The 24,563-nt window shown below is 73.4% G+C and carries 23 protein-coding genes and 1 tRNA gene; 17 read left to right on the top strand and 7 right to left on the bottom strand.

What is annotated here, in order from left to right; genetic code table 11:
• Positions 1 to 20 precede the first annotated feature (20 nt).
• On the bottom strand, positions 21 to 1,352 hold the full coding sequence (locus AB0J86_RS23715; RefSeq protein WP_363859781.1) for a hypothetical protein: 1,332 nt from the start codon (positions 1,350 to 1,352) through the stop codon (positions 21 to 23).
• Between the two features lie 211 nt (positions 1,353 to 1,563).
• On the opposite strand from AB0J86_RS23715, the gene AB0J86_RS23710 reads away from it, so the two are divergent.
• The 7 genes from AB0J86_RS23710 to AB0J86_RS23680 all read left to right on the top strand — a co-directional run bounded on the left by AB0J86_RS23710 (position 1,564) and on the right by AB0J86_RS23680 (position 8,051).
• A complete protein-coding gene (locus AB0J86_RS23710) occupies positions 1,564 to 2,505 on the top strand; it encodes a TatD family hydrolase (RefSeq protein ID WP_363859780.1) in 942 nt (313 codons plus the stop codon).
• A complete protein-coding gene (gene rsmA, locus AB0J86_RS23705) occupies positions 2,502 to 3,392 on the top strand; it encodes a 16S rRNA (adenine(1518)-N(6)/adenine(1519)-N(6))-dimethyltransferase RsmA (protein ID WP_363859779.1) in 891 nt (296 codons plus the stop codon). The genes AB0J86_RS23710 and rsmA overlap by 4 nt, the downstream gene beginning before the upstream one ends.
• Positions 3,393 to 3,424: 32 nt before the next feature.
• Entirely contained in the window at positions 3,425 to 4,012 is a 588-nt protein-coding gene (locus AB0J86_RS23700) for a Uma2 family endonuclease (protein WP_363859778.1), read from the top strand.
• Positions 4,009 to 4,965: a 4-(cytidine 5'-diphospho)-2-C-methyl-D-erythritol kinase gene (locus AB0J86_RS23695; protein WP_363859777.1), complete on the top strand. Its 957-nt coding sequence runs from the start codon at positions 4,009 to 4,011 to the stop codon at positions 4,963 to 4,965. Before AB0J86_RS23700 ends, AB0J86_RS23695 begins: the two co-directional genes overlap by 4 nt.
• Positions 4,966 to 5,106: 141 nt before the next feature.
• Positions 5,107 to 6,924 carry an ABC-F family ATP-binding cassette domain-containing protein gene (locus AB0J86_RS23690; RefSeq protein ID WP_363859776.1) on the top strand — a complete coding sequence of 606 codons (1,818 nt, stop codon included), beginning with the start codon at positions 5,107 to 5,109 and terminating at the stop codon, positions 6,922 to 6,924.
• A gap of 111 nt (positions 6,925 to 7,035) precedes the next feature.
• Positions 7,036 to 7,491 carry a DUF4383 domain-containing protein gene (locus tag AB0J86_RS23685; protein ID WP_363859775.1) on the top strand — a complete coding sequence of 152 codons (456 nt, stop codon included), beginning with the start codon at positions 7,036 to 7,038 and terminating at the stop codon, positions 7,489 to 7,491.
• Positions 7,492 to 7,592: 101 nt separating this feature from the next.
• Entirely contained in the window at positions 7,593 to 8,051 is a 459-nt protein-coding gene (locus tag AB0J86_RS23680) for a DUF4383 domain-containing protein (protein ID WP_363859774.1), read from the top strand.
• Positions 8,052 to 8,084: 33 nt separating this feature from the next.
• On the opposite strand, the gene AB0J86_RS23675 is transcribed toward AB0J86_RS23680, so the two are convergent.
• Positions 8,085 to 8,735 (bottom strand): TetR/AcrR family transcriptional regulator, encoded by a 651-nt coding sequence (locus tag AB0J86_RS23675; protein ID WP_363859800.1) that lies wholly within the window; start codon positions 8,733 to 8,735, stop codon positions 8,085 to 8,087.
• Positions 8,736 to 8,908: 173 nt separating this feature from the next.
• Positions 8,909 to 9,880 carry an acyl-CoA desaturase gene (locus tag AB0J86_RS23670; protein WP_363859773.1) on the bottom strand — a complete coding sequence of 324 codons (972 nt, stop codon included), beginning with the start codon at positions 9,878 to 9,880 and terminating at the stop codon, positions 8,909 to 8,911.
• A 264-nt stretch (positions 9,881 to 10,144) separates the two neighbouring features.
• Between AB0J86_RS23670 and AB0J86_RS23665 the strand changes: the two genes are divergently transcribed.
• From AB0J86_RS23665 to cysN, 9 genes are all read left to right on the top strand, one after another.
• Positions 10,145 to 10,756, top strand: a complete 612-nt coding sequence (locus tag AB0J86_RS23665) for a helix-turn-helix domain-containing protein (RefSeq protein WP_363859772.1) — start codon at positions 10,145 to 10,147, stop codon at positions 10,754 to 10,756.
• 270 nt (positions 10,757 to 11,026) lie between these two features.
• Positions 11,027 to 11,098 (top strand) — tRNA-Gln (locus AB0J86_RS23660).
• Between the two features lie 110 nt (positions 11,099 to 11,208).
• Positions 11,209 to 12,867, top strand: a complete 1,659-nt coding sequence (glmU, locus tag AB0J86_RS23655; protein WP_363859771.1) for a bifunctional UDP-N-acetylglucosamine diphosphorylase/glucosamine-1-phosphate N-acetyltransferase GlmU — start codon at positions 11,209 to 11,211, stop codon at positions 12,865 to 12,867.
• A gap of 49 nt (positions 12,868 to 12,916) precedes the next feature.
• Positions 12,917 to 13,897, top strand: a complete 981-nt coding sequence (locus tag AB0J86_RS23650) for a ribose-phosphate diphosphokinase (protein ID WP_363859770.1) — start codon at positions 12,917 to 12,919, stop codon at positions 13,895 to 13,897.
• A 285-nt stretch (positions 13,898 to 14,182) separates the two neighbouring features.
• Complete coding sequence (locus AB0J86_RS23645) at positions 14,183 to 14,854, top strand: 50S ribosomal protein L25/general stress protein Ctc (RefSeq protein WP_363859769.1); 672 nt, start codon at positions 14,183 to 14,185, stop codon at positions 14,852 to 14,854.
• Positions 14,855 to 14,924: 70 nt separating this feature from the next.
• Positions 14,925 to 15,515 carry an aminoacyl-tRNA hydrolase gene (pth, locus tag AB0J86_RS23640; RefSeq protein ID WP_363859768.1) on the top strand — a complete coding sequence of 197 codons (591 nt, stop codon included), beginning with the start codon at positions 14,925 to 14,927 and terminating at the stop codon, positions 15,513 to 15,515.
• A 188-nt stretch (positions 15,516 to 15,703) separates the two neighbouring features.
• Positions 15,704 to 16,534: a 3'(2'),5'-bisphosphate nucleotidase CysQ gene (locus tag AB0J86_RS23635; RefSeq protein ID WP_363859767.1), complete on the top strand. Its 831-nt coding sequence runs from the start codon at positions 15,704 to 15,706 to the stop codon at positions 16,532 to 16,534.
• Between the two features lie 307 nt (positions 16,535 to 16,841).
• Positions 16,842 to 17,756, top strand: a complete 915-nt coding sequence (gene cysD, locus AB0J86_RS23630; protein WP_363859766.1) for a sulfate adenylyltransferase subunit CysD — start codon at positions 16,842 to 16,844, stop codon at positions 17,754 to 17,756.
• Positions 17,757 to 17,770: 14 nt separating this feature from the next.
• Complete coding sequence (gene cysN, locus AB0J86_RS23625; protein ID WP_363859765.1) at positions 17,771 to 19,063, top strand: sulfate adenylyltransferase subunit CysN; 1,293 nt, start codon at positions 17,771 to 17,773, stop codon at positions 19,061 to 19,063.
• 174 nt (positions 19,064 to 19,237) lie between these two features.
• On the opposite strand, the gene galK is transcribed toward cysN, so the two are convergent.
• Positions 19,238 to 20,395 carry a galactokinase gene (gene galK / locus AB0J86_RS23620; protein ID WP_363859764.1) on the bottom strand — a complete coding sequence of 386 codons (1,158 nt, stop codon included), beginning with the start codon at positions 20,393 to 20,395 and terminating at the stop codon, positions 19,238 to 19,240.
• Positions 20,392 to 21,387 carry a UDP-glucose 4-epimerase GalE gene (galE, locus tag AB0J86_RS23615; protein ID WP_363859763.1) on the bottom strand — a complete coding sequence of 332 codons (996 nt, stop codon included), beginning with the start codon at positions 21,385 to 21,387 and terminating at the stop codon, positions 20,392 to 20,394. The genes galK and galE overlap by 4 nt, the downstream gene beginning before the upstream one ends.
• Positions 21,388 to 21,554: 167 nt before the next feature.
• Between galE and AB0J86_RS23610 the strand changes: the two genes are divergently transcribed.
• Positions 21,555 to 22,676 carry a hemolysin family protein gene (locus AB0J86_RS23610; RefSeq protein ID WP_363859762.1) on the top strand — a complete coding sequence of 374 codons (1,122 nt, stop codon included), beginning with the start codon at positions 21,555 to 21,557 and terminating at the stop codon, positions 22,674 to 22,676.
• On the opposite strand, the gene AB0J86_RS23605 is transcribed toward AB0J86_RS23610, so the two are convergent.
• Positions 22,669 to 23,910, bottom strand: a complete 1,242-nt coding sequence (locus tag AB0J86_RS23605) for a hypothetical protein (RefSeq protein WP_363859761.1) — start codon at positions 23,908 to 23,910, stop codon at positions 22,669 to 22,671. The genes AB0J86_RS23610 and AB0J86_RS23605 overlap by 8 nt on opposite strands.
• Positions 23,903 to 24,550 carry an RNA polymerase sigma factor gene (locus AB0J86_RS23600; RefSeq protein WP_363859760.1) on the bottom strand — a complete coding sequence of 216 codons (648 nt, stop codon included), beginning with the start codon at positions 24,548 to 24,550 and terminating at the stop codon, positions 23,903 to 23,905. Before AB0J86_RS23600 ends, AB0J86_RS23605 begins: the two co-directional genes overlap by 8 nt.
• Positions 24,551 to 24,563: the final 13 nt, after the last annotated feature.

The following is a 24,563-nucleotide window of genomic DNA, read 5'->3' as shown; positions in this document are numbered from 1 at the left end:
GGGTCGAGCGGGTCCGCCGCTCAGGCCGGGTACGGCACCTCGACGAGCCGGTCGTCCGTGACGTCGGCGACCGGCGCCCACGCCTCGTACACGCCGCGCTCGTAGCACTGCGCCCCGAGCGCGGCGATGTTCTCCGGGCTCGGGAAGCAGAGGCGCAGCCGCAGCCAGGCCGCCTCCTCCCGGAGCACCAGGCAGTCCGTGCCGCGCCAGGTGGCGTACCGGGCTCGGCGGCTCACCGACTCCACCGGGTAGCGGGCGGCCCGGGTCATCGCCAGCACCCGGAACTCGCCGGGCAGGTCGGCGACGGCCTCGTACACCTGGTCGCCGTACCGGCCGACGAGCTGGGTCGAGCGGGGCGCGTCGCCGGTCGGCACGTACTCCTGGTCGGGGGAGATGTTGGGCACGGCGGCGAGCAGGTGCCGCCACTGCGGGCCGGCCAGCCGCAGCCAGCCCCGCTGCTCCGGCTGGTACGTGTAGAGCACCACCTCGTCCCCCTGCGGCGTGTACGCGAGCAGGCTCGCGTTGGCCGGCATGGGCAGGTCGGCGAAGTTGCGGGTGACGAACTCGGGGATCAGGTGCCGCCCGCTCGGGGTGAACCCGGTGCCGAGCACGGGTGAGCCGATCCGGTCGTGCGGTGGGATCCGGGCCAGGTCGCGGTAGCCGTCGCCGACCGGTACCGCGTAGTCGATCGGGTCGATGGCCCGCCAGCGCAGCGCGTAGACGACGTCGGGCGCGGCGCCCCCGGTGGCGTCGGCGTCGGTGCGCAGCAGCGACAGGCCGGCCGGGGTGCGCAGGTGCGCGACGTCGTGCTCGCGGTAGCAGAAGCCGTACGGCAGCCACCCCCGCACGTGCCCGGCGAGCTGCCGCGCGGAGAGCACCTTGATCATCCGGGTGCCGCGCCGGATCAGCGCCGAGCCGAGCACGGCCGAGAGCACCGGGTGTTCGGCGTTGGCCGGGTTCTGGCTGAGCTGGTGGATGTCGGCCCAGCCGCGGGTCTGGCTGAGCGGCGCCATCAGCGGCGCGTCCAGCTCACCCGCCTCGCCGCGGCCTGCCGCGCTCCGGCCCGGCTCGCCTCGGCCGGGCTCGCCCCGGTCGGGCCGGGCCCCGGAACCGACGGCCGTACGGTCGGGCCGGCTGGACACCCCGGAGATCTCGGTGAGGTGTACGAACCGGTGCCACCCGTACCGCGACGTCGGCCGGGTGTCCCGGTCGAACCCGTCGACCGGCTCGGCGCTGTACAACTCGTACGCCGCCCCACGGGCCAGCTCCTCGGCGGGGTAGACGGCGCCGCGGTAGCTCACCCGGAGGCCCGCCGGTGCCTCTGCGCCGCTGGTTCGGTCAGTGACGCTCACGTGGGCGAACGTAGGGTCGTCCGGTGCCCGTCACGTGAACGGCGGATTGCCGGGAGGCTACCCGGGCGACCATGGTGAACAGGGCAAACCGTCCGGCGGGGGAGTTCGGGGCCGTCCGGTCAGCCGGTTCCGCCCGTCCGGCCGGTGACCGGGACCGATCATCCGGCCGGGCGCGCGGGACCGGGTCCGCGGTATGTGATGCTGGCGGGTGATGACTGAGCCTGCCAAGTCCCGCGGCGGCAAGAACGGCCGCCGGGCGGGAGAGTTCCCGCCGCCGCCCGAGCCGCTGCCGCTGCCGGTGTTCGACAGCCACACCCACCTCGACCTCACCATCGCCGAGGCCGGGGTGCCCGGCGGTGGGCCCGGGACCGACCCCGACGGGCGTGTGCCCGACGGAGGATCCGACGCAGGCGGGCTCGACCCGATCGCCACGGCGCTCGCGGTGGCGGCCGAAGCCGGGATCGACCGGTTGGTCCAGGTCGGCGTCGACGTCCCGTCGTCCCGCTGGGGGGTCGAGCTGGCCCGGCGCGAGCCGGCGGTGCTGGCCACCGTCGCGGTGCACCCGAACGAGGCGCCGCTCCTCGACGACCTCGACGCGGCGCTGCGCGAGATCGAGACGCTCGCCGCGGACGACCGGGTACGCGGGATCGGCGAGACGGGACTGGACCACTTCCGTACCGGCCCCGAGGGGCGCGCCGCGCAGGAGCTGAGCTTCCGGGCGCACATCGCCATCGCGAAGCGGTACGGCAAGCCACTCATGATCCACGATCGCGACGCGCACGACGACGTGTTGCGGGTGCTGGACAGCGAGGGCGCGCCCGACACGGTGATCATGCACTGCTTCTCCGGTGACGCCGCGTTCGCCGCCGAGTGCGTCCGCCGCGGTTACCTGCTGAGCTTCGCCGGCACGGTCACCTTCGCCAGCGCCGGGGCGCTGCGCGAGGCGGCCCGGGTCACCCCGCTGGACCAGATGCTGGTGGAGACCGACGCGCCGTACCTGACCCCGGTGCCGTACCGGGGCCGCCCCAACGCGTCGTACCTGATCCCGCTGACCGTCCGGGCGCTGGCCGAGACGACCGGCGCCGACCTGGCCGAACTCTGCACCGCCATCTCCGCCACCGGCGAGCGGGTCTTCGGGCCGTGGCGGCCGTGACCGGGCCCCTCGGCGGCACCGGGCTGCTCGGCCCGGCCGAGATCCGGGAGCTGGCGGCCCGGCTGGGCGTGGCGCCGACCAAGCGGCTGGGCCAGAACTTCGTCCACGACCCGAACACCGTCCGCCGGATCGTCGCCGCCGCCGGCCTGGCCCCCGAGGACGTGGCGCTGGAGGTCGGCCCGGGGCTCGGCTCGCTCACCCTGGCCCTGCTGCCGGTCGTCGCGCACGTGCACGCCGTCGAGATCGACCCGGTGCTGGCCGGCGCCCTGCCGGAGACCGCGGCGGCGTACGCCGGACCGCCCGGCGCGGCCCGGCTGACCGTGCACCGGGCCGACGCGCTGCGGGTCACCGCCGCCGAGTTGGCCGACCCGCCGCCGACCGCGCTGGTCGCCAACCTGCCCTACAACGTGGCCGTACCGGTGGTGCTGCACCTGCTCGCCGAGCTGCCGAGCCTCGCCCGGGGGCTGGTGATGGTGCAGAAGGAGGTCGCCGACCGGCTCACCGCCGGCCCCGGCTCCAAAACCTACGGCGTACCGTCGGTGAAGCTCGCCTGGTACGCCGCCGCCCGGCCCGCCGGCCGGGTTCCGCCCAGCGTCTTCTGGCCGGTGCCCAACGTGGACTCCGGGCTGGTCGCCTTCGTCCGCCGCGACCCGCCCCGCACCGACGTACCCCGGGCCCGGGTCTTCGCGGTGATCGACGCCGCGTTCGCGCAGCGGCGCAAGACGCTGCGCGCGGCGCTCGCGGGCTGGGCGGGCGGCGCCGACCGGGCCGCCGCCGCGCTCGTCGCGGCCGGGGTCGACCCGGGTGCCCGGGGCGAGTCGCTCTCCGTCGAGCAGTTCGCCGCCGTGGCCGCGTCGGCCCCACCGGCCCCGCCGGCCGCCGAGTAGGCTGGCGCCGTGCCCATCAGGAGGTGTACGACATGACGGCCCAGCCGCTGGGGCCCGCTGGCCGCCCGCTGTGGTCACCCGATCCGGTGCGGCAGCGGTTGGGCAACTACACGGTCGAGGACGTGCTGGCCCTCCCCGACGACGCGCCCCGCGTCGAGCTGCGCGATGGAGTGATGATCGTGGTCCCGTCCCCGACCTTCGGCCACCAGGACATCAGCGCGCTGCTCTGGATGTGGCTGCGCCAGCACGCTCCGCTGGATCTGGTGCCGAGTGTCGCCACCGGCGTCCTGATCGACGGGGTGCAGACCTTCGAGCCGGACGTGCTGCTGCTCCAGCGCGAGACGCTCAACCCGCAGAGCCACTATGCACTGCCCGACCACGTGGTGCTGGTGGTGGAGGTGGTCTCGCCGAGCACGCGCCGGCGGGACCGGCTGGAGAAGCCGGCCGGGTACGCCGCCGCCGGCATCCGGTACTTCTGGCGGATCGAGCAGGACCCGGTCCGGATCTACGCGTACGAGCTGGTCGACGGCGGCTACCAGCTGGTCGCCGAGGCGGCGGAGGAACTGGTGCTGGAGAAGCCGTTCGAGATCCGCCTGCCCGTGCGGGACATCGCCGGATGACCGAAGCGTGGGGGCCGGACGACGAGGACGACCGTCGTCGGCGGGGGGCGTCCGGTCCGGTACGGGTCCGGGTACCTTCCAAGATCAACCTGCACCTCGGTGTCGGCCCGCTGCGCGCCGACGGCTACCACGAGCTGAGCACCGTCTACCACGCCATTTCGCTCTACGACGAGCTGACCGCCCGGCGCGGGGACACCCTCACCCTCACCATGGAGGGCGAGGGCGCCGGCGAGCTGGCCCTCGACGAGTCCAACCTCGTCATCAAGGCGACCCGGGCGCTCGCCGCGTACACCGGCATGCCCGCCCACGCCCGGCTGCACCTGCGCAAGCAGATCCCGCTCGCCGGCGGGCTCGCGGGCGGCAGCGCCGACGCGGCCGCCGCCCTGGTCGCCTGCGACGCGCTCTGGGGCACCGGGCTCTCCCGCGACGAGCTGGCCCGCATCGCCGCTGGCATCGGCTCCGACGTGCCCTTCCTGGTGTACGGCGGTACCGCGCTCGGCACCGGCCGGGGCGAGGTGGTCAGCCCCGTGCTCGCCCGCCCCGTCTCCTGGCACTGGGTCGTCGCCGTCGCCGACGGCGGCCTCGCCACCCCGCAGGCGTACGGCGAACTGGACCGGCTCCGCGCGGCCGGCGGCGCCCCCGAGCCGGTCGGCGAGCCCGACGCGCTGCTGGCCGCGCTGCGCCAGCGCGACCCGGCGGTGCTCGCCGCGGCGCTCGGCAACGACCTCCAGGCCGCCGCGCTGTCGCTGCGCCCCGCCCTGGCCGAGACGCTGAAGGCGGGCGAGGCGGCGGGCGCGCTCGCCGGCCTGGTCTCCGGGTCCGGGCCGACCTGCGTCTTCCTGGCCCGGGACGCGGCACACGCCGAGCGAATCGCCGACGAGCTGATCGCCGCGAACGTCTGCCGGGACGCCCGCGCCGCACACGGACCGGTCGCCGGGGCCCGGGTGAGCTGAGCCGGCCGCCGGCCCGGAACCCGCCGGCCGCGACGGTCCGCCCCGCCCGGGTCCCCGCGGGCGTACCCTTGACCGTCGCAGGCGTCCTCCCGAGCCGTCACCGGCCGGCGGGACGCCTTGATCGTGGAAAGGTGAGTGTGGGTGGCAAACATCGTCAACCTCGACCGGGTCTCCAAGGGGTACGGCGCGGCCGGGCAGTTGCTCACCGACGTCTCCCTGGGCCTGGACGACGCCGACCGGATCGGCGTGGTCGGGCTCAACGGCGCCGGCAAGTCGACGTTGCTGCGCCTGCTCACCAAGACCGAGGAGCCGGACGCCGGACGGGTCACCCACCGGCGCGACCTGCGGGTGGCCTGGCTGCCGCAGACGCTGCGGCTCGACCCCGAGGCGACCGTACGGGACGTCGTCCTCGGTACCGCCTGGCTCGCCGAGGGCTTCGGCGCCGAGCACGAGTGGGCCGGCGACGCGGGCGTACGGGCCATCCTCGACGGCCTCGGCATGCCGTACCTCGGGCTGGACCACCCGGTCGGCCCGATGTCCGGCGGCGAGCGGCGACGGGTGGCCCTGGCGGCCCTGCTGGTCCGCTCGACCGACCTGCTGATCCTGGACGAACCGACCAACCACCTCGACGTCGCCGGGGTGGACTGGCTGGCCCGGCACCTGGTCAAGCGGCGCGGCGCGCTCGTGGTGGTCACCCACGACCGCTGGTTCCTGGACGCGGTCTGCACCACCACCTGGGAGGTCGCCGACCGGACGGTACGCGGCTACGAGGGCGGCTTCGCCGCCTGGACGCTGGCCCGGGCCGAGCGGGAGCGGGTCGCCGCGGCGACCGAGGCCCGCCGGCAGAACCTGCTCCGCAAGGAGATCGCCTGGCTGCGCCGGGGGCCGCCCGCGCGCACCTCCAAGCCGCGGTTCCGGATCGAGGCGGCCAACGCGCTGATCGCCGACGTGCCGCCGCCGCGCGACTCGGTCTCGCTTCAGCGCCTGGCCACGGCCCGGCTCGGCAAACAGGTGTACGACCTCGAACACGTCACCCGGTACGCCGGCGACAAGCTGATCCTGGACGACCTGGACTGGCAGGTCGGGCCGGGGGACCGGATCGCCATCGTCGGTGCCAACGGCGCCGGCAAGACCACGCTGCTGCGGCTGCTCGCCGGCGTCGCCGAACCCGACCAGGGCCGGGTGGCCACCGGATCGACGGTACGGCCGGCCTTCCTCTCCCAGGAACTGGCCGAGCTGCCGAACGAACTGCGCGTGCTGGAGGCGGTCGAGGAGGTGGCCCGCCGGGTCGTGCTCGGCGACCGCGAGCTGGCCGCCTCCCAGCTGGCCGAGATGTTCGGTTTCGACGACCGCCGGCTCTGGACGCCCGTGGGCGACCTCTCCGGTGGGGAACGGCGCCGGTTGCAGCTGCTGCGGCTCCTGGCCGCCGAGCCGAACGTGCTCCTCTTCGACGAGCCCACGAACGACCTGGACACCGACACGCTGGCCGCGCTGGAGGACCTGCTCGACTCCTGGCCGGGGACGCTGGTGGTGGCGAGCCACGACCGGTACCTGATCGAGCGGGTCACCGACGTCGTCTACGGCATGTTCGGCGACGGCCGCCTCGTCCATCTCCCCGGCGGCATCGACGAGTACCTCGCCCGGGTCGCGGCCGGCGCCCCCGGTGACGCCGGGCGGGCGCCGCGGACCGTCGAGGAGAGGCCGGCCGCCGCGCCGGCCCCGGACGGCGGGCTCTCCGCCGCCGAGGTGCGGGCGGCGCGCAAGGAACTGGGGCGGCTGGAGCGCCAGATCAGCAAGCTGGAGCAGCGGGAGGCGGCGCTGCACGGGGAGATGGCCGACCACGCCACCGACTACGCGAAGATCGCCGAGTTGGACGGCCAGCTCCGGTCCGTACGGGCCGAGCGGGAACAGATCGAGGAGGCCTGGCTCACCCTCGCCGAGCGGGTACCGCAGGGCTGAGCGACCGGCCGGCGCGGGGCTGACCGGCGGGGGTGTGCGGCGTCACCCGGGCGCATGCGGGAGAATCGTCGACGATCCCCCACTGGCACACGGCGTTGGAGAGTTCGAACCATGGCCCACAACCCCGTCAATCACCCCGCCCGGCCGGTCTACCGGGCCATCGGCGGGCTGACCGGCATCTATCTGGTGATCTTCGGTGTCCTCGGCGTGCTCCAGACCGGGGACGGCGAACTGTTCGCCCAGGACGACAAACTCGTCCTCGGACAGGGCGTCAACCTGGCCGGCTCCGCACTCTCGATCGCCCTCGGGGCGATCGTGCTGATCGGCGTACTCATCGGCCGCAACGTCGACGTCGCGATCAACAAGTGGTTCGGCTACCTCTTCCAGGCGATCGGCCTCGGCTCGCTGGCGCTGCTGCGGACCGACGCGAACTACCTCGACTACTCGCTGGCCACCTGCGTCGTCATGATGCTCCTCGGGCTGGTGCTGCTGATGGCCGGCATGTACGGCAAGGTCGGCACCGACGAGGAGGCCAAGGCCTGGCGGGACGCGCGGCTGGTGCTCTGACGCCGCCGCCCCGGGTGGGCTTCGGCGAAACCGGGTCCGACCTTCTCCGCTACGAGCGACAATTCGGGTGAAAAGTCGCTCGTAGCGGAGGTGGCAGGCGCATGGCGCACATCCCGGTCAACCACCCGGCCCGGCCGCTGTACCGGGTCCTCGCCGCGCTGAGCGGGCTCTACATCCTGATCTTCGGCGTCTTCGGCATCTTCGAGACCTGGGACGACTCGCTCTTCTCCCGGAACAGCCACTGGGTGCTCGGACTCCGTACCAACCTGGCGTTCGCCCTGGTCTCCGTCGTCTTCGGGGCGGTCGTGCTGTTCGGGGCGCTGCACCGCGGCAACCTCGGCCACTTCATGAACCTCACGGCCGGAGTGGTCTTCCTGGTCGTCGGGCTGGTGATGATGTCGGTCCTGCAGACCGACGCCAACATCCTCAACTTCTCGATGTCGACCGTGATCGTCTCGCTCCTCTTCGGCCTGCTCTTCCTCGCCACCGGCCTGTACGACAAGATCGGGCCGCACGAGAGCGCCGAGGCCGAGCAGGCGTACCGCCGCAACCCCCTCTGACCGCCCCGCCGACCGGATGCCCCGGCAGTACGGTCAGCGCGCGCGCCGGGTGAGCAGCGTCGGCTTCGGCTCCAGGTGCGACAGCCCGTTCCAGGCCAGGTTCACCAGGTGCGCCGCCACGGTTTCCTTGCGGGGCTTGCGGACCTCCAGCCACCAGCGGCCGGTCAACGCCACCATGCCGACCAGGGCCTGCGAGTACAGCTCGGCGAGCTTCGGGTCGTAGCCCCGGCTGGAGAACTCGGCCCCCAGGATGTGCTCCACCTGGTGCCCCACGTCGTTCATCACGCTGCTGAAGTTGCCGGTCGCCGACATCAGCGGCGACTCGCGTACCAGCACCCGGAACCCGCTGGTCTCCTCCTCGATGTAGCCGAGCAGGGCGAGCGCGGCCTGTTCGAGCATGGCCCGGGGATGTCCGGCGGTCAGCGCCGTGGTGATCCGGTCGAGCAGGGCGCGGACCTCGCGGTCCACCACCACCGCGTAGAGCCCCTCCTTGCCGCCGAAGTGCTCGTAGACGACCGGCTTCGAGACCTTGGCCCGGGCCGCCACCTCCTCGATCGAGGTGGCGTCGAAGCCGCGCTCGGCGAAGATCTGGCGGCCGATGACGATCAGTTGCTCGCGGCGCTGCGCCGCGGACATCCGTACCCGGGAACTCGTCTTGGCGGGTGGGGGCGCCTGGGCCGGCAACCGCCGGGGTCCGGCGCCCTCGGTGCTCGAGCCGTTTGCCACCTCGTCACCTCGCTGGCGCTCGGCGATACCGTTCCTCCGGGTGTTGCGTCTACTGCTGCCCTCGCCGCCCTCGCTCACCCGGCCATCCTGCCAGGCGCTGTCGCCGGGCAGGACGACCGGAGAGAGGTCGGTCACTGGGACGCGGCCGGTTTCGCCAGTTTCGCCGCGATCCGCTCCGGCTTCGGCCAGCGCACGTCGTACGCCGCGCCGACCTTCTCCAGCAGCCAGATCGTGCGGGCCGAGATGTCGATCTGCCCGCGTAGGACCCCGTGCCGCGCCGAGGTCGGATCGGCGTGGTGCAGGTTGTGCCAGCTCTCGCCGAAGGACAGGATCGCCAGCGGCCAGAAGTTCGCGGCGCGGTCGCCCTGGCGCACCTCGAACGGGCGCTCGCCGTAGACGTGGCAGACCGAGTTGATCGACCAGGTGACGTGGTGCAGCAGGGCGATGCGCACCAGGCCGGCCCAGAAGAACGCGGTCAGCGCGCCGGTCCAGGACCAGGTGACCAGGCCGCCCACGAGCGCCGGACCGAGCGCCGAGATGATCACCAGCGGGCCGAAGAGCCCGGTGACGCGGCGGATGTCCTTGTCGGCGAGGAGGTCCGGGGCGAACCGCTCCCGGTTGGAGAGTTCCCGGTGGAACAGCCACCCGACGTGCGCGTGGAAGAGGCCCTTGGTCAGCCCCCAGACGCTGGTACCGAAGCGCCACGGCGAGTGCGGGTCGCCGTCGAGATCGGAGAAGGCGTGGTGGCGCCGGTGGTCGGCGACCCACTGGGTGATGTCGCCCTCGACCGCCAACGAACCGGCGACCGCCAGGGTCACCCGCAGCCACCGCTTGGCCTTGAACGAGCCGTGCGTGAAGTAGCGGTGGAAGCCGACCGTGATGCCGAGCCCGGCGACCACGTACCAGACCAGGGCGATGGCCACGTCGGTCCAGGTCAGCCAGCCGCCCCAGGCTGCCGGCACGGCGGCGATCAGGGCGAGGAACGGGATCACGACGAAGGACCAGAGGGCGACCAGGATCCCGGGGGACTGGACGCCTTCGGTGAGCGGCTTCGGGCCCCTCGTGTCGGTGTTGGCGGGCGGTTCGAGGAGAGCGGTCGACATGGCACCTCGCAGTGGGGAACGCTGATGATTCAGCAACTTACGCCTACGTCACCGTAACCTACGCTCGCGTAGCTCGCTACGGACGAGTTTCTGGCAGTTGCCTGGGAGGCATGGACGGTCGTCGTCGTACCGGCACCCGGATCGGCAGCTCGCCGGCTGGTTCGACGGGCGGCTCCGGCGTGCCGGGGGAGCGTGCCAGGAGACCGGGTCGGGCGCCGTCGCCGCGACGGCGATCCGTCGTACGTACGTTCTAATCTGCTGCTCATGGCCGATCCTCTCGCCGACGAGGTGCGCCGGCTGCGTACCGTCGAGCGGCTCTCCGCTCGCCAGATCCAGGCCCGGCTCGGCATCGGCAAGGGCCGGCTGTACGAGCTGCTCCGGGGCGTACCGCCGCCGGAATGGACCCGGCGGCCGAACGCCAAGGACGGACTGCGCGCCCGCGCCGTCGAGCTGCGCGGCGAGGGATGGTCGGTCAACGAGATCGCCGGCGAGTTGGGCGTCGCGAAGTCCACCGTCTACCAGTGGGTCCGGCAGCTGCCGCCGGGCACGGATGCGGACCAGGCGGCAAAGAGACGTGCTCGCAGCAAGGCCATGAACGAGGCGCGCTGGGCTGAACATCGGATCGATCGGGAGAGAGCGCGTGCTGAGGTGCACGAACGAGCTGTTGATCGGATCGGTCCGATCGACGACCGTGATCTGCTCCTGCTCGGGGCGGCTATCTTCTGGTGCGAAGGGACAAAGTCGAGGCCGTGGCGCCGCGACGACCGACTCCAGCTCATCAACAGCGACGTGCGGCTGCTCGCGCTCTTCTTGCGCTTCCTAGAGTCGTGTGGAGTGGAGCGAACCGTCCCGAGCTACCGGGTCAGCATTCCATGAGTCTGCTGACGTCGATGCCGCGGTGGCCTGGTGGGTGCGGGAGCTGAGCCTGCCGATCGAGAGGTTCCGTCGCGCAACGCTGAAGCGCCACGCGCCCAAGACCTCGCGCTACAACACGGGCGAGGACTACCACGGTTGCCTAGTTGTCGATGTGCCGCGGAGTAAGGAGTTGTACTGGTTGGTTGAAGGCGTAGTCACCGGCCTGAGCAGGACGAAGGGATAGCAGGTAGCCTGTGCGGGGCAAGGCCGTTAGTCTGGCTCCGCACACTTTCGGCCGTGGTGTAATTGGCAACACCCAAGATTTTGGTTCTTGTGTTTCAGGTTCGAGTCCTGACGGCCGAGCTGGGTCTTATGTCCGTTGCGCGTCGATGGCAGGGAGTCCGAAGCCCTGGCCAGTCCGCCCGGTTAGCATGAGGCCGCAGACTGCCCAGCCGCTCGACGGGAGCTTTCTCGTGTCCCAGCCCCGTGCCCGTACCGTCGTCGTTCTCGCCGCGGGTGAGGGCAAACGGATGAAGTCGGCGCTGCCCAAGGTGCTGCACCCGCTGCTCGGCCGTACCCTGCTCGGGCACGCGCTGACCGCGGCGGCGCCGCTCGGGGCCGAGCGCACCCTGGTCGTGGTCGGTTACGGCGCCGACCAGGTCGCCGGCCACCTCGCCGAGGTCGCCCCGACGGCCGAGCCCGTGTTGCAGGCCGAACAGCGGGGCACTGGTCACGCGGTGCGTACGGCGCTCGACGCCGCGCCGGACGCCGCCGGCACCGTGGTGGTGCTCAACGGCGACGTGCCGTTGCTGCGCGCCGAGACGGTCGCGGCGCTGGTCGAGGCGCACGAGAGCGCCGCCGCGGCGGCCACCGTACTGGCCGCCGAGGTGCCCGACCCGACCGGACTCGGCCGGATCGTGCGCGACGACGCCGGCCGGTTCGAGCAGATTGTCGAGGAGCGCGACGCCACCCCGGCCCAGCGTGGCATCCGGGAGATCAACGCCGGGATCTACGCGTTCGACGCCGCCCGGCTGCGCGACGCGCTGCGCAAGCTCTCAACCGACAACGACCAGGGCGAGGAGTACCTCACCGACGTCTTCGGCCTGCTCGTCGCGGTCGGCGAGCCGGTGGCGGTGCACGTGGCCGCGGACGCGACCGAGACGCTGGGCTGCAACGACCGGGCCGAGCTGGCGGGGCTGCGCCGGCTGCTGCGGGACCGGGTGAACCTGGCGTGGATGCGGTCCGGGGTGACCCTGCTGGACCCGGAGACGACCTGGATCGACGTCACGGTCACGCTGGAGCGCGACGCGCTGGTGGACCAGAACACCCAGTTGCGGGGCGCCACGACGGTCGGCGCGGAGGCCAGGATCGGTCCCGACGTCACGCTGATCGACAGTACGGTCGGTGCCGGCGCCACGGTGCTGCGCAGCCACGCGGTCGGGGCGGAGGTCGGCCCCAGGGCCAGCGTCGGCCCCTACGCGTACCTGCGCCCCGGGTCCCGGCTGGGGGTCGCCACCAAGGTCGGCACCTTCGTCGAGACCAAGAACGCGGAGATCGGTGACGGCTCGAAGGTGCCGCACCTGTCGTACGTGGGTGACGCCACGATCGGCGAGCAGAGCAACATCGGTGCCGCGACGGTCTTCGTGAACTACGACGGTGTCGCCAAGCACCGGACGGTGATCGGGAGCCACGCCCGGACCGGGGCGGACAACATGTTCGTGGCGCCGGTGGAGGTCGGCGACGGCGCGTACACGGCCGCCGGGTCGGTGATCGTCGACGACGTACCGCCGGGGGCGATGGGTGTGGCGCGGGCCCGGCAGCGCAACGTCGAGGGCTGGGTGGAGCGCCGGCGGGCGGGTACCGCGGCGGCCGAGGCGGCCCGGGCCGCGCGTTCGGCCGGGGTGGTGACCCCGACGGACGCCGCCGAGGTGGCCGTGGAGATCGAGGTGCCGGCGGATCCGGCGGCACCGGCGGTGGGTGGGCGAGTGATTTCGGACCAGCCGGGTACTTCGGTGGGGTCGGCGGAGGGTGCCGGCTCGCCGGTGGTCGACGCAAGCCAGGGTGACCAAGCCCACGGCCGGCCTCACGGGGTCGGCGGTGGGTCGGGGGCGGGACATACTGCAACCGAATAGTCCCTGGTCTACCGCCGGGAACCACCGACTAACGGGAGCAGACGAGCCGATGGGTAGCATCGTCGCCGAAAACCGTAAGAGCCTGATGCTCTTCTCCGGCCGGGGATTTCCGGAGTTGGCGCAGGAACTCGGCGAGGTGCTCGGCGTGGCGCCGACACCCGCCGATTCGTACGAGTTCGCCAACGGCGAGATCTTCGTACGGTTCAAGGACTCCGTGCGCGGGTCCGACGCCTTCGTGGTGCAGTCGGTGACCCACGGTGTCAACAAGTGGGTCATGGAGACCCTGATCATGATCGACGCGCTGAAGCGCGGTTCGGCGAAGCGGATCACCGTGGTCCTGCCGTTCTACCCGTACGCCCGGCAGGACAAGAAGCACCGCGGCCGGGAGCCGATCTCGGCGCGGCTGGTGGCGGACCTGCTGAAGACGGCGGGCGCGAACCGGATCCTGACGGTGGACCTGCACACCGCGCAGATCCAAGGCTTCTTCGACGGGCCGGTGGACCACCTCTTCGCGATGGACATCCTGGCCGAGTACGTGGAGCGCAAGTACGCCGGCCGTCCGCTCACGGTGGTGGCGCCCGACTCGGGCCGGGTACGGGTGGCCGAGCGCTGGACCGACCGGCTCGGCGGCTGCCCACTGGCTTTCATCCACAAGACCCGCGACCCGCTCAAGCCGAACCAGGTGGTCGCCAACCGGGTCGTCGGTGACGTGGAGGGCCGGGTCTGCCTGATCGTCGACGACATGATCGACACTGGCGGCACCATCTGCAAGGCGGCCGAGATCCTGAACGAGGCGGGCGCCTCGGAGGTGCTGGTCGCGGCGACGCACGCGCTGCTGTCGGACCCGGCGACCGAGAAGCTGAAGAACAGCCGGATCAGCGAGGTCGTGGTGACCAACACGCTGCCGCTGCCGCCGGAGAAGCGCCTGGACAAGCTGACGGTGCTGTCGATCGCGCCGCTGCTGGCGCGGGCGATCCGCGAGGTCTTCGACGACGGTTCGGTGACGACGCTCTTCGGCGGTCTGAGCTGACGCCTGCCCGCCGCCCGGCCGCGGGTACGCGCCGGTGTGGGTGCGGACGGGTGCCCGCGGCGGGTGTGGGTACCGGCCTGCAGGGTGGCGGCTGGCCTCGGGTAGACTAGTCCGGTTGCCACGGCGAGGGTGCCCTGCGGGCCGCTGAGCGAGCGCCGCACGGAGGCGCCGTCATCGACGCGGTGCTCCGGGCAGTGTTCATGTACGCAAGAGCCCCAGCGAGCCCCCCGCCCCGGCACCGCCAGTCGACGTACCGCCGTAAGCGACCGTATCAGGAGTTTTGCCGTGTCCGAGGTAAAGATCAGCGCCGAGCCCCGTACCGAATTCGGCAAGGGTGGTGCCCGTCGTACCCGTCGGGCCGGCAAGGTGCCCGCCGTGCTGTACGGCCATGGCGAGAAGCCCAAGCACATCGCCCTTCCCGCCCGCGAGTTCGCCGCCGCGATCCGGCACGGTGGCGCCAACCAGCTCTTCACGATCGAGATCAGCGACGGCACCCAGGCGCTCGCCCTGCCGAAGGCGATCCAGCGTGACCCGATCAAGGACACCTTCGAGCACGTCGACCTGCTGCTCGTCCGCCGTGGCGAGAAGGTCACCGTCGACGTACCGGTGCAGCTCACCGGCGAGCCGGCCCGCGACACGCTGGTGATGCACGAGCACGACACCCTCTCGGTCAACGCCGACGCGACCCGGCTGCCGGAGGCCCTGGAGGTCTCGATCGAGGGCCTCGAGGTCGGTGCGCAGATCACCGCCAAGGACGTCAAGCTGCCCACCGGCGTCGAGCTCGCCGCCGACCCGGACGCGGTGCTCGTCGTGATCACCGCCGCCCCGACCGCCGAGCAGCTCGAGTCCGAGGGCCCGGAGCCGGCCGAGGAGGAGGCGACCGAGGCCGAGGCCGCGGAGGCCGCCGAGGCGGCGGCCGAGTCGGCCGACCAGGCCCAGGCGCCCGCCGAGGCCTGATCCGTACCGTGCCCCAGGCGCCGCCGACCCGTCGGCGGCGCCTGTTCCGTACTTCGGCGAGGATGTGAAGGTGTCGGACGAGGCTCACCCGTGGCTGCTGGTCGGGCTCGGCAACCCCGGCAAGGAGTACGCCGGTAACCGCCACAACGTCGGCTTCATGGTGGTCGACCTGCTGGCCGGCCGGATCGGCGCGAAGTTCGGCCGGCACCGCCGGGCGGTGGCGGAGGTCGCCGAGGGGCGGCTCGGGATCGGTGGGCCGCGGGTGGTGCTGGCCAAGCCGATGACGTACATGAACCTCTCGGGCGGCCCGGTCGCCGCCCTGGCCCAGTTCTACAAGGTGCCGCCGGGCCAGGTGGTCGCGGTCCACGACGAGCTGGACATCGCCTACGGCCAGCTGCGGGCGAAGTCCGGCGGCGGCGAGGGCGGGCACAACGGGCTGCGCTCGATGTCCAAGTCGCTCGGGACGAAGGACTACATCCGGGTGCGGTTCGGCATCGGCCGCCCGCCGGGGCGGCAGGATCCGGCGGACTTCGTCCTGTCGGACTTCTCCAGCACCGAGCGCAAGGAGCTGGAGTTCCTGGTGGACCGGGCGGCGGACGTGGTGGAGTCCGTCGTGACCCGGGGCCTGGAGTGGGCGCAGAACGCGTACCACGGCGGCTGACGGCGTGCCGTCGGGTCGAGCCGGGGCGGATATCCGACGGGTACCCGCCGACGGCCCGCCCGGCGGGGTCCGGGTCGGTTAGTCTGCGTCAGATGCGGGTCGGCCGGTGCCGGCCGACCGGTGGAGACGATCGGTGACCAGAGCGCGCCCGGGGACGGCGACGCGGTCGGCAGGATCGGAGATCGGTGATGGGCAGTCCCCCGATGCTCGACGCGGCGTTCGCGCGCTGGCTCGCCGAGCGCGCCGGTCAGGCGTTGGTCGAGGTCCGGGCCGAGCTGGGGTACGCCGACCCGGGCGCGCTGCGGGCGGCGGGCGACAAGGTCTCGCACGACCTGCTCCGTACGGAGCTGGCGCGGTGGCGCCCGGCGGACGCGGTGCTGTCGGAGGAGGACGAGGGCGCCCGGCTGGCGTGGGCGGCCGGGGTCGACGGGGCGGTACCGCGGCTGAGTGCCGAGCGGGTGTGGATCGTCGACCCGCTGGACGGTACGCGGGAGTTCGCCGAGGAGGGCCGGGCGGACTGGGCGGTGCACGTGGCGCTCTGGGCGCGGCGGGCGTCGCAGGAGCACGGGCTGGTGGGCGGGGCGGTGGCGTTGCCGGCTCAGCACCGGGTGCTCGGTACGGATTTTCCGCCGGCGTACCCACCGCTGACGGCGGAGGCGGCCAGTGCCGGTAGCGGGCGGCCGATCCTGCTGGCGGCGAGCCGGAGCCGACCGCCGGCGTTCCTAGAGGATCTCGCGGAGGCGCTGGGCGCGCGGTTGGTGCCGATGGGTTCGGCCGGGGCGAAGATCGCGGCGGTGATCGCCGGGGACGTGGACGCGTACGTGCACGCGGGTGGCCAGTACGAGTGGGACTCGGCCGCCCCGGTGGCTGTGGCGATGGCCACCGGTCTGCACGCTTCCCGGATCGACGGTTCTGCGTTGAGATACAACGAGGCCGATCCGCGCCTGCCCGACCTGGTGGTCTGCCGCAAGGACCTGGCCGTTCCGCTGCTCGCGGCGCTGCGGCAGCACGGCGGATAGCGCCTCTGCGCCCGGCCGGCCGGGGTCACGCGCTGGTGGACCGCCCGCGCGCCGGGTTCCCGGCGAAGGCGGGGAGGGACGCGCCAGGGGTATCCGGGGTACGCTGGTCGTCATCTTGACTTGACCGACCGGAAAGGTCTGGAATTCGGATGACCACGCCCGCCGCCCGCTGTCCGGCCCGTGTCGCCCTCTTCCCGTCCACGGCCGATTCCTGTCCGTCCCGCGCCGTCGACCCGTCCCGCGCCGCCGTCCCCCCGAACCGGGCCGCCGGCCGCGCGGCCCGCTCGCCGTACCGGGGGTGGTCCGCGTGACGGGCACGAGCGCGGCGTACCGGGTTTCCCACCTGGACGCGCTGGAGGCGGAGAGCATCTTCGTCTTCCGCGAGGTGGTGGCGGAGTTGGAGCGGCCGGTGTTGCTCTTCTCCGGCGGCAAGGACTCGATCGTGATGCTCCGGCTGGCGCAGAAGGCGTTCGCCCCGGCGGGCATCCCGTTCCCGGTGATGCACGTGGACACCGGCCACAACTTCCCCGAGGTGTTGGAGTTCCGGGACCGGCGGGTGGCCGAGCTGGGCCTGCAACTGCTGGTCGCGAGCGTGCCGGAGGCGCTGGAGGCGGGGCTGGTACGGGAGTCGCCGGACGGCACCCGCAACCGCATCCAGACGCCGGTGTTGTTGGCGGCGGTGGAGAAGTACCGGTTCGACGCGTTGTTCGGCGGGGCGCGGCGGGACGAGGAGAAGGCGCGGGCGAAGGAGCGGGTCTTCAGTTTCCGCGACGAGTTCGGCCAGTGGGATCCGAAGAACCAGCGGCCGGAGCTGTGGTCGCTGTACAACGGCCGGCACCACCCGGGGGAGTCGATCCGGGTGTTCCCGCTGTCGAACTGGACCGAGCTGGACGTCTGGCACTACATCGCCCGGGAGGGGCTGGCGCTGCCGTCGATCTACTACGCGCACGAGCGCGAGGTGGTGGAGCGCGACGGCATGCTGTACGGGGTGAACGAGTTCCTGCCACCCCGCTCGGGTGAGGCGCCGTTCGTGGCGCGGGTGCGGTACCGGACGGTGGGGGACGCCTCGTGCACGGCGGCGGTGGCCTCGCGGGCGGCCACGGTGGCCGAGGTGATCGCGGAGGTGGCCGCGACCCGGCTGACCGAACGCGGCGCGACCCGGGGTGACGACCGGGTCAGCGAGGCGGCGATGGAGGACCGCAAGCGGGAGGGCTACTTCTGATGACGGTGACGCCGGTGACCGAGCAGGTGGGCGCGGCCGACGGGTCGCGGGTGACGGAGTTGCTGCGGTTCGCCACCGCGGGCAGCGTCGACGACGGCAAGTCGACGCTGATCGGTCGGCTATTGTACGACACGAAGTCCCTGTTCACGGACCAGTTGGCGGCGGTCGAGGCGGTGAGCGCGGCGCGGGGGGACGAGTACACGAACCTGGCGCTGCTGACCGACGGGCTGCGGGCCGAGCGCGAACAGGGCATCACCATCGACGTGGCGTACCGGTACTTCGCCACGCCGCGGCGGAAGTTCATCATCGCGGACACCCCGGGGCACGTGCAGTACACGCGGAACATGGTGACCGGGGCGTCCACGGCCGACCTGGCGTTGATCCTGGTGGACGCCCGTAAGGGGCTGGTGGAGCAGTCCCGCCGGCACGCGTTCCTGTGCTCGTTGCTGCGGGTGCCGCACCTGGTGCTCTGCGTGAACAAGATGGACCTGGTGGACTTCTCGCGGGAGGTCTTCGAGCGGATCGCCGACGAGTTCACGGCGTTCGCGGCGAAGCTGTCCGCGCCGGACCTCACGGTGGTGCCGGTGTCGGCGCTGCACGGCGACAACATCGTGTCCCGGTCCGCGCGGATGCCGTGGTACGAGGGGCCGTCGTTGCTGCACCACCTGGAGCGGGTGCACATCGCCTCGGACCGGAACCTGGTGGACGTGCGATTTCCGGTGCAGTACGTGATCCGGCCGCAGTCGACCACGGTCACCGACTACCGGGGGTACGCCGGGCAGGTCGCCTCGGGGGTGCTCAAGCCCGGCGACGAGGTGATGGTGCTGCCGTCGGGGTTCACCAGCCGGATCGCCTCGATCGAGACGGCGGACGGGCCGGTGGCCGAGGCGTTTCCGCCGATGTCGGTCACCGTGCGGCTGACCGACGAGATCGACATCTCCCGCGGGGACATGATCTGCCGTCCGAACAACGCGCCCGCGGTGACCCAGGACGTCGACGCGATGCTGTGCTGGATGGACGAGTCGCAGCCGCTGCGGGTCGGCGGCCGGTACGCGGTGAAGCACACCACCCGCAACGCGCGGACGATCGTGCGCGGCCTGCAGTACCGCCTGGACGTGAACTCGCTGCACCGGGACGAGGAGGCGACCGAGCTGCGGCTCAACGAGATCGGCCGGGTCCGGTTGCGTACGACGGTGCCGCTGCTGGCCGACGAGTACCAGCGCAACCGCACCACGGGCGGGTTCGTCCTGATCGACGAGGCCACCAACCGCACCGTCGCCGCCGGCATGATCATCGGCACCAGCTGAGCGGCCGGGCGCGGTACCAACCGAGCGGCCGAGCACGGCACCGGCCGGGCGGGCCGGGGTACGGCCGGCGCGGCGCGGGAGCGGACGCCGGCCCTCTGCCGTCGGCGAGCCGATGGCAGAGGGCCGGTTCTGATCAGTCCAGCCGGGTGGCGGACGACAGGGGGCCGGTGCCGGTCAGTCCAGCCGGGTGGCGCCGGGGCCGGGGGTGACGGTGAACGAGAGCGGCGCGGCGAAGCCGCGGGCGGCGTACGCGTCGGCGACGGCGGCGGCCACCGCGTCGGCGGCGGACGCGTCGACCAGCGCCAGCACGCAACCGCCGAAGCCGCCGCCGGTCATCCGCGCCCCGTACGCCCCGGCGGCCAGCGCCGCCTCGACGGCCGTGTCGACCTCCGGGACGGTGATCTCGAAGTCGTTCCGCATCGAGGCGTGCGACGCGGTCAGCAGCGGTCCGATCTCCCGGATCCGGTCGACCCGGAGCAGCTCGACCGTGTCGAGCACCCGCCGGTTCTCGGTGACCACGTGCCGGGCCCGGCGGCGTACCACCGGATCGTCGAGCCGCGCCAGCGCCGCGTCCAGCTCCTCGAACGCGACGTCGCGCAGCGCCGGTACGCCCAGCCGCTCCGCGGCCGCCTCGCAGGCGGCGCGCCGGGCCGCGTACTCGCCGCCCACGTGCCGGTGCGGCGCGCGGGTGTCGATCACGAGTACGGCGAGCCCGGCGGCCGCGCAGTCGAACGGGATCTGCTCGACCGCCAGCGAGCGGCAGTCCAGGAAGAGGGCGTGCCCCTCCCGGCAGCGGATCGAGGCGGACTGGTCCATGATTCCGGTGGGCGCCCCGGCGTAGACGTTCTCGGCCCGCTGCGCCACCGCCGGGCGGTCGTCGACCGGCAGCTCCAGTCCGCCGAGGTCGACCAGCGCGGTGAGCACCGCCGACTCCAGCGCGGCCGACGAGGAGAGCCCGGCGCCCAGCGGTACGTCGGAGGCGATGGCCAGCCGCGCTCCCGGTACGTCGAACCCGGCGTCGGCCAGCGCCCAGACGACCCCGGCCACGTACGCGCCCCAGTCGGGCACCGCGCCCGGGCGCAGCGCCGAGCCATCGAACGAGATCTGTTCGCCGGACTGCTCCGACCAGACGGTCCAGCGGCGCTCCTCGACCGGGGCGGCGGCGACCACGGTGAGCTGTGGCAACGCGAACGGCAGCACGAAGCCGTCGTTGTAGTCGGTGTGCTCGCCGATCAGGTTGACCCGGCCCGGCGCGGCCCAGCTGCCGGCGGGCCGGTCGCCGTACTCGGCGGTGAAGCCCTTGGCGGCGCGGGCCGCGACCTCGCCGGTCATGCGCCCGCCCCCCGCTGCTGGGTCGGTCCCTGCTGGTAGAAGGCCCAGGCGTCGCCGACCATGTCCCGCAGCGTCGGCTTGGCCGGCGTCCAGCCCAGCTCCTCGCGGGCCCGGGCCGAGGAGGCGACCAGCTCGGCCGGGTCGCCCTCGCGCCGGGGCGCGACCTCGACCGGGATCGGGTGCCCGGTCACCTCGCGGACCACCTCGACCAGCTGCCGGTTGCTGAAGCCGTTGCCGTTGCCGAGGTTGTAGATCCGGTGCCGGCCCGGGGTGGCCGCCTCCAGCGCCAGCAGGTGCGCCCGGGCCAGGTCCTCGACGTGGATGTAGTCGCGCACACAGGTCCCGTCGACGGTCGGGTAGTCGTCGCCGAAGAGCTGCAGCTTCTCCCGCTGCCCGGCGGCCACCTGGAGCGCGATCGGGATCAGGTGGCTCTCCGGGTCGTGCCGCTCGCCGATGGCGATGCCGGGGCGCAGGTACGCGCCGGCGACGTTGAAGTAGCGCAGCGAGACCGCGGCGAGGTCGTGGGCGATCGCCTCCGAGGTCAGCGCCATGTCGACCGCGAGCTTGGTGGCGCCGTACGTGTTGGTCGGCGCGGTGGCGGCGGTCTCGGGGATCGGCAGCTCGGTGGGGTTGCCGTAGACGGCCGCGGTGGAGGAGAAGACGAAGCGGGGGACCCGGGCGGCGCGTACGGCGTCGAGCAGCGCGAGCGAACCGACCGTGTTGTTGGTCCAGTACAGCTCCGGCTTGATCATCGACTCGCCGGCCTGGATCAGCGCGGCGAAGTGCAGCACCCCGTCGAAGCCGGCGTCCGGCGTGAGCACCTGGGCGGCCTCGCTGACGGCGGCGCGGACGAACGTCGCCTCCGGGGCGAGGGCCTCGGCGTGACCGGTACGCAGGTCGTCGAGGACGACGACCTGGTGCCCGGCGTCGATCAGCATCCTGGTGACGACGCTGCCGATGTAGCCGGCGCCCCCGGTGACGAGAAGTTTCACGTATGCCTCCTCCGCGCCGGCGCTGCGCCGGCGGTACCGGTCGACGTCGTGCCGGCGGCGCTCGCCCCGGCACGTCCATCATTTTCGACCATTATCCAACAGAACCGAACATTCGGATCCGGCCATGGTGCCCACGTCGGCCGACCCCCGTGTCTACCATCTCTGGCATGCGGGAATCCGGCAGTACCGGGCCCCGGCGCAGCACGCCGGGGCGTCCTCGACGGCAACCCGGGCCACTGGCCCGCGGGTTGGCCCGGGTCATCGTCCGGGCCGCCGACTCGGCCACCCGGCTGGTCACCGACGTGCTCGGGGCCACCCCCGGCGCCGGCCGGGAGCGGATCAGCGAGGCCGAGCTGCGCGCCCTGGTCGCGGCGAACACTCGGATCGACCCGGACGAGCGCCGGATCCTGGAGGAGGTCCTCGTCGCCGGCGCCAGCCTGGTCCGCGAGGTGATGATGCCCCGCACCGAGGTGACCTTCCTCGCCGCGGGGCTCACCCTCAAGGAGGCGGCGCAGCTGGTCCGGACCGAGACGCATACCCGCTACCCGGTGGTGGACGGTACGCACGACGACGTGATCGGCTTCGTGCACCTGCGCGACGTGCTGCTCCGCCCGGACGACGACGGGCGCGGCACGATCCGGGAACTCACCCGGGAGGTCAAGCAGTTGCCCGGCAGCAAGCGGGTGCTGGCCGCGCTCACCGAGATGCGCCGGGAGCGGCAGCACCTCGCCGTGGTGGTCGACGAGTACGGCGGTACCGCTGGCATCGTCACCCTCGAAGACCTGATCGAGGAGCTGGTCGGCGAGATCCACGACGAGTACGACGCCGCGCCCGAGCCGGTGCTCGCCGGGGTGCCCGCGGTGGTCGACGGGCGCCTCAACCTGGCGGACTTCGCCGAGCGGACCGGCTTCGCCCTGCCCGCCGGCCCGTACGAGACGGTGGGCGGGTTCGTGATGGCCGCCCTGGGCCGGCTGCCCGTCAGCGGGGACGAGGTGCAGGTGAGCGGGGAGGACGTGCGCCCGCTCGGACATGCGGACCCGTACGCCGGGCCGGGCGCCCACGACCCGCTCGCGCGCGGGTCCGACGGGGTCGAGCCCGGCGGCTGGGTGCTGCGGGTGCTGGCGCTGGAGGGCCGCCGGGTGGCCCGGGTGGCGATCTCCCCGGCCCGGCTGCCCGAGCAGCGCCGGACCGCCCCGCCGCAGCCGCCGCCCGCCTCGTTGTCGCCGGCACCGTCCCAGCCGCCGCCGACTCCCTCGCAGCCGCCGGGCGGGCCGTCGCGGCTCAGCTGATCTGAAGCTTCCGCCAGGTCGTACCGTCGGCCGAGAAGGCCACCCAGCCGCTGCCGAAGAGGTCGTAGGCGACGTACCCGGCCCGGGTGCGGGCCAGCCGCCCGACCGCGGGGAGGGTCCCCTCCGCGCGGCGGAAGCTGCGCCCGTCGTCGGCGCTGAGGTACCAGCGCCGGTCGGTACCGGCCACCAGCAGCCGGCCGTCGAGCAGCGGCACCAGCGCGCCGGCCAGCGCCGCCGGCCCGCCGCCCCCGGCCCCGGCGGACCGGGTACGGGCGAACGTCCGCCCCCCGTCGGCCGAGTGCCACAGCGAGTACAGCTCGCCCCCCGGTCCGAGTACGGCCGCGTAGGCGTGGCTGCCGAGCTGGGCGACCTCGACCGAGGCGAGGGCGCCGGGCGGCGTCTCCAGCACGGCCGACTGCCAGCTGCCGCCGCCGTCACGGGTCACCGCCACGACGGCCCGCCCGTCGCGTACCCCGCCGACCCACCAGCCACCGTCGGTGGCCGGGGCGTCCGCCACCCAGCAGACGCCCAGCGGCGGCTGCCGTACCGGCCCGCTGTCGTGCACGGCGCCCTGACGCCAGAGCCGCACCTGCGCGCCGCAGCCGGCCGTACCGCCGTCGCCCGGCCGCAGCAGGTCGTCCGGTCCGGCGGTACCGGCCGCCGTGCCGGCCGGGGGCGGGTCCGCCGCCGTCCAGCTCCCGCCCCCGTCGAGCGAGGCGTACGTCGTCGGGCCGGTGATCATCAACGGGCCGGCGGGAAAGGCCAGCAGCTCGCCGCCGGCGGTCCGGGCCACGTCGGGCGGGAGTTCGTGGACCGTCCAGGTCAGGCCGCCGTCGCTGGTCCGGGCGGTGTCCCGGCGGCAGGGGTCGGTGCCCGGGCAGGAGGTGAGCAGGTAGCCGTGGCGCGGGTCGGTGAACTCGACGTCGCCGATCGCGCCGGGCAGCTCCCAGACGTTGGCGCCGCCGACGAGGCCGTGGACGACGATGCCGTCGGCGGAGTAGGCGGGGTCGGCCGAGGGGCTGGCGGCGGGCGCCGGGCGCGCCCCGTCCGGCCCGAGCACCCGCCCGGCGAGCGCGGTCGCGGCGACGACGCCGAGCAGGGCCACCGCGACGCCGAGACCTCGCCGGCGCCGCCGGGCAGCCGCGCGTCGTCGCAGCCGTTCCAACGGTGGCCCGTCGATGCGGTCGAGCAGGTCGACCCGCCCCTGCGCGAGGCGTACGTCCAGCTCAGGCATGTCTCACCTCCGGGTTGCCCGGCGCGGCGGCCGGCGCCGCCCCGGCGGGCCCGACGCCTGGCCGGGCCGGCGCCGCGCCGGGCGGCCCGACGCCTGGCCAGTCCGGTGCCGCGCCGGGCGGCCGGTCGGTTGCGGGCCGGTCGGGCAGGTAGTCGCCGAGCGAGACGGCCAGCGCCGACCGGCCGCGGGACAGGCGCGACTTCACGGTTCCGGCCGGCACGCCGAGCAGCCCGGCGATCTCCTCGACCGGCAGGTCGGCGAAGTAGTGCAGGACGATGACCTCGCGGTACGCGGTGGGCAGCACGGCCATCGCGCTGCGCAGGTCGGCCCGCTCCGGTCCGGGGGCGGGCTGCACGAGGTGGGCCACCGGCCGGTCGCGCAGCAGGATCAGGTCCAGCAGCCGGCGGCGGCGCCAGCGGCGGCGGACGACGTTGACCGCGACGGTACGCAGCCACGCCTCCGGGTTGTCCACGTCGGCCAGGCCGCGCGGCCGGGCCAGGGCGCGGGTGAACGCCTCCTGCACCACGTCCTGCGCCTCGTTCAGGTCCGTGGTGAAGGCGTAGACCTGGGCGACGAGCCGCCGGTAGCTGGCGTGGTACAGCTCGCCCATCGCCCGGTCCGCCTCGGGCCGTCCGCCCATCGCCCCGCCCGTC

Origin of the sequence: Micromonospora sp. NPDC049559, assembly GCF_040676675.1 — a bacterium.
Lineage (GTDB): Bacteria > Actinomycetota > Actinomycetes > Mycobacteriales > Micromonosporaceae > JBFAPK01.
This window is presented reverse-complemented; position numbering and strand designations above follow the sequence as displayed.

What these genes read in the sequence shown, in the direction of transcription:
- AB0J86_RS23700 (WP_363859778.1), top strand. Translation starts at nt 3,425, where the DNA reads ATGACGGCCCAGCCGCTGGGGCCCGCTGGCCGCCCGCTGTGGTCACCC.
- AB0J86_RS23710 (WP_363859780.1), top strand. Translation starts at nt 1,564, where the DNA reads ATGACTGAGCCTGCCAAGTCCCGCGGCGGCAAGAACGGCCGCCGGGCG.
- AB0J86_RS23600 (WP_363859760.1), bottom strand. Translation starts at nt 24,550, where the DNA reads ATGGGCGGACGGCCCGAGGCGGACCGGGCGATGGGCGAGCTGTACCAC.
- AB0J86_RS23635 (WP_363859767.1), top strand. Translation starts at nt 15,704, where the DNA reads ATGGGCAGTCCCCCGATGCTCGACGCGGCGTTCGCGCGCTGGCTCGCC.
- galK (WP_363859764.1), bottom strand. Translation starts at nt 20,395, where the DNA reads ATGACCGGCGAGGTCGCGGCCCGCGCCGCCAAGGGCTTCACCGCCGAG.
- AB0J86_RS23685 (WP_363859775.1), top strand. Translation starts at nt 7,036, where the DNA reads ATGGCCCACAACCCCGTCAATCACCCCGCCCGGCCGGTCTACCGGGCC.
- AB0J86_RS23605 (WP_363859761.1), bottom strand. Translation starts at nt 23,910, where the DNA reads ATGCCTGAGCTGGACGTACGCCTCGCGCAGGGGCGGGTCGACCTGCTC.
- AB0J86_RS23610 (WP_363859762.1), top strand. Translation starts at nt 21,555, where the DNA reads ATGCGGGAATCCGGCAGTACCGGGCCCCGGCGCAGCACGCCGGGGCGT.
- AB0J86_RS23680 (WP_363859774.1), top strand. Translation starts at nt 7,593, where the DNA reads ATGGCGCACATCCCGGTCAACCACCCGGCCCGGCCGCTGTACCGGGTC.
- AB0J86_RS23665 (WP_363859772.1), top strand. Translation starts at nt 10,145, where the DNA reads ATGGCCGATCCTCTCGCCGACGAGGTGCGCCGGCTGCGTACCGTCGAG.
- AB0J86_RS23670 (WP_363859773.1), bottom strand. Translation starts at nt 9,880, where the DNA reads ATGTCGACCGCTCTCCTCGAACCGCCCGCCAACACCGACACGAGGGGC.
- AB0J86_RS23695 (WP_363859777.1), top strand. Translation starts at nt 4,009, where the DNA reads ATGACCGAAGCGTGGGGGCCGGACGACGAGGACGACCGTCGTCGGCGG.
- AB0J86_RS23650 (WP_363859770.1), top strand. Translation starts at nt 12,917, where the DNA reads ATGGGTAGCATCGTCGCCGAAAACCGTAAGAGCCTGATGCTCTTCTCC.